This window comes from Rhodoferax sp., from assembly GCF_028689305.1.
Taxonomy (GTDB): Bacteria; Pseudomonadota; Gammaproteobacteria; order Burkholderiales; family Burkholderiaceae_C; genus Rhodoferax.
Genome location: NZ_JAQTWM010000158.1, coordinates 1 through 3902, shown reverse-complemented (window position 1 = coordinate 3902; position 3902 = coordinate 1). Strand labels below are relative to the sequence as shown.

At 61.9% G+C, this 3902-nt stretch carries 2 protein-coding genes; one reads left to right on the top strand and one right to left on the bottom strand.

The annotated features are described in order from the left end of the window. A partial coding sequence (gene tolA / locus PHW99_RS18280; protein WP_300181110.1) for a cell envelope integrity protein TolA occupies positions 1–392 on the top strand: 392 nt, incomplete at its 5' end. 84 nt (positions 393–476) lie between these two features. Here tolA and dnaE read toward each other — a convergent pair. Continuing rightward, a partial coding sequence (gene dnaE, locus PHW99_RS18275; RefSeq protein WP_300181107.1) for a DNA polymerase III subunit alpha occupies positions 477–3902 on the bottom strand: 3426 nt, incomplete at its 5' end.

Here is a 3902-nt window from a genome sequence, read left to right as displayed (position 1 = left end):
AAGCAGCCCTCGAAGCCAAACAGCTCGAAGCCCAGCGCCTGAAAAACCTGCAACGCATCACCGGACTGGCTGGCGCAGCCGGAGCGGACAACGCCAAAGGCACGGCGCTGAAATCGTCCGGGCCGTCCGCCACCTATGCCGGCCGCATTCGCGCCCGCGTCAAGCCCAACATCGTGTTTACCGAAGACATCGCGGGCAACCCAACCGCCGAGGTCGAAGTGCGCACCGCGCCCGACGGCACCATTGTGGGCCGCAAGATCGTGAAATCCAGCGGAACCAAGTCCTGGGATGACGCCGTGCTCAAGGCCATTGACAAGACCGAAGTGTTGCCACGGGATGTGGACGGCAGCATGCCTTCATCCCTGCTGCTGGTGTTCCGACCTAAGGACTAAGCCAGATTGGCCGCATGACCTGGTTTCGACTTTTGCTATAAATAATATAGCTTATCAGGCTTATTTCACCTGGGCTAGAGGCAATTATTCATAAATAATTTCGACCTTCCCAGGTGCCGCCTGGGCCCACCAGCTCGCCAGCGCGGCGTCGCTGGGGTAAAAGCGGGCCCGCTCACCCAACTGCAGTTCGGCGCTGGCGGCGCCCTCCTCACTGCGGCAGGTCAGCGCCAGGCGCACCCCCATCCCATGCTCAAGGTCACCCTGCTCGGTGGCCTCCAACCGCGCCGGGTGGTCTTTGAGCAGCCGGGCCACATCCAGGCTGCGCGCCTGGGGTGTGGCGGTGTCCAGGCTGACGCGCAAATATTTGCCAAAGCGGCAGCGTGCCTGCTCCAGGTCCCAGATCTGGGTCACGGTCAATTGCATGCCGCCCGAAAAGCGGTCAGGCTGCTGTTTGCCCATGACAATGATCAATTCATCGTCCTTCAACTGGTTCTTGTGGGCGTTGAGCAAGGCCTCGTCGGCGCGGGCCTCGATCACACCGGACTTGTCATCGAGCTTGAACAGCGCCAGCTTGCCGCGCTGGCCGTTGATGACGCGAAAGTCGGTGACGATGCCGGCCAGCAACTGCGGCTCGCGGGTGTCAATCAGGTCGGCAATCGCCCGCCGGGCAAACCGGCGCACCTCCTGCACCACGTCGTCAAACAGATGGCCCGACAAATAAAAGCCGATGGCGGTTTTTTCCAGCACCAGCCGCTCTTTCACCCCCCAGGGCGTGGCCTGCACCAGTTCAGGCTCTTGCGTGCTGGAGCCATGGTCATCGTCGCCCCCCATGTCAAACAGGCTGCACTGGTTGGCATTGGCCAGGGTGGCGGCACCAAACTCAAACGCCAGGTCGACACTGGCAAGCAGACTGGCGCGATTGAGGTGAATCGCGTCAAACGCACCGGCCTTGATCAAGGCCTCCACCGTACGCTTGTTGATGCGGCTGCGGTCCACCCGGGCGCAAAAATCAAACAGGCTCTTGAACGGCCCCTTCACATCGCCCAGCGGCCCGACACCGCGCCCTTCACGCGCCGCCACAATCGCTTCGATCGCCTGCTGGCCGCTGCCCTTGACCGCACTCAGACCATAACGGATCACCTTGTCGGACACCGGCTCAAAACGGCTCACCCCGCGGTTCACATCAGGCGGCTCGAACGTCAGTCCCATCTTGATGGCGTCTTCCAGCAACACCTTGAGTTTGTCGGTGTCGTCCATTTCCACCGTCATGTTGGCGCAGAAGAACTCGGCGGTGTAATGCACCTTGAGCCAGCCGGTGTGGTAGGCCAGCAGCGAGTAGGCGGCGGCGTGTGACTTGTTGAAGCCATAACCGGCAAACTTTTCCATCAAGTCAAAGACTTCGTCGGCCTTGTCCTGGCTGATGTCGTTCTTGGCTGCACCGTCGCGGAAAATCTGGCGGTGCCGCGCCATCTCGTCGGCATCTTTTTTACCCATGGCGCGGCGCAGCATGTCGGCACCACCGAGCGAGTAACCGCCCAGAATCTGCGCCGTCTGCATCACCTGCTCCTGGTAAACCATGATGCCGTAGGTCTCTGAGAGCATGTTGGCCACCAGCGGGTGCGGGTACTCGACCACCTCGCGGCCATGCTTGCGCGCCACAAAGCTGGGGATCAGGTCCATCGGGCCGGGACGGTACAAGGCATTCAGGGCAATCAGGTCTTCCAGCCGGGTCGGTTTGGCATCACGCAACATGCCTTGCATGCCACGGCTTTCAAACTGGAACACCGCCTCGGTCTTGCCCTCCTGGAACAGGCGGTAGGTCGGCTTGTCATCCAGCGGGATGTTCTCAAAGGCAAAGTTTTCCTGCCCCTTGTGGCGCTGGATGATGAACTCGCGGGCGATTTCCAGGATGGTCAGCGTGGCCAGCCCCAAGAAGTCGAACTTGACCAGGCCAACCGCTTCCACGTCGCTTTTGTCGTACTGGCTGACTGCCGAGTCGCTGCCGGGCTGCTGGTACAGCGGGCAAAAGTCGGTCAGTTTGCCCGGCGCAATCAACACGCCACCGGCGTGCATGCCGATGTTGCGCGTCATGCCCTCGAGCTTGCGCGCCAGCTCCAGCAGGGTGTGCACGTCTTCTTCCTTGGCCTCGCGTTCGGCCAGGATCGGTTCCGCCTCGGTGGCGTACACCGTTTTGTCATCGGCTTTTTTGTCGGGCGGGGGCAGTTGCAGGGTGACCGAAATCCCGGGCTTGTTGGGAATGAGCTTGCTGATGCCATCACAAAAGGTGTAACTCATGTCCAACACCCGGCCCACGTCACGAATGGCTGCGCGCGCCGCCATGGTGCCGAAGGTGGCGATCTGGCTGACCGCGTCCTTGCCGTATTTTTGCTTGACGTAGTCGATCACGCGGTCGCGGTTGCTCTGGCAGAAGTCGATGTCAAAGTCGGGCATCGACACCCGCTCGGGGTTCAGAAAACGCTCAAACAGCAGGTTGTATTGCAGCGGGTCCAGATCGGTGATTTTCAGCGCGTAGGCCACCAGCGAACCCGCCCCGGAACCCCGCCCCGGCCCGACCGGGCAACCGTTGTTTTTGGCCCAGTTGATGAAGTCGCCCACAATCAAAAAGTAGCCTGGGAAACCCATTTTCAGGATGGTGGTGAGCTCAAACTCCAATCGCTCCACGTAGCGCGGCATCTCGGCCTCGCGCTTGGCTGGATCGGGGTACAGGAGCACCATGCGCTCTTTCAGGCCTTCATGCGAGGCGTAACGAAAGTACTCGTTGGCATCCATCACCACACCATTGACCGGTGGGATCGGAAAGTCGGGCAACTGCGGCTTGCCCAGCACCAGACTCAGGTTGCAGCGTTTGGCGATCTCCACACTGTTGGCCAGGGCCGAGGGCAGATCGGCAAACAGCGCCTGCATCTCGGCGCCGGTCTTGAAATACTGCTCACGCGTGAAACGGCGCACCCGGCGTGGGTTGGCCAGAATCTCGCCTTCGGCAATACAGACACGTGCCTCGTGCGCCTCAAAATCTTCCGGCGCAGCAAACTGGATCGGGTGGGTGGCCACCACCGGCAACTGCAGGCGCTGGGCCAGCTGCACCGCCGCCGCCACATGGGGCTCATCTTCGGGGCGACCGGCGCGTTGCAGCTCCAGGTAAAAGCGGTGGGGGAACACTCCCGAGAGCCGCATGGCGGCGTCCACCGCCCGCGCATCGTCACCCTGCAACAGCGCCTGGCCTACCGGCCCGGCCTGGGCGCCCGAGAGGCAAATCAGGCCGCCATTGAGCTCGGTCAACCAGGCCAGGCTGACCGAGGCCTGCGTCTTGCCGGCATTTTGCGTCCAGGCGCGGGCCAGCAGCTCCGACACATTGAGATACCCCTGGCGGTCCTGCACCAGCAACACCACCCGCGACAACTGGCTGGTGTCCTTGCCCAGGCCCTCAAGCCAGACTTCAACGCCGATAATGGGCTTGACGCCGCGTTTGCGCCCCTCCTTGTAGAACTT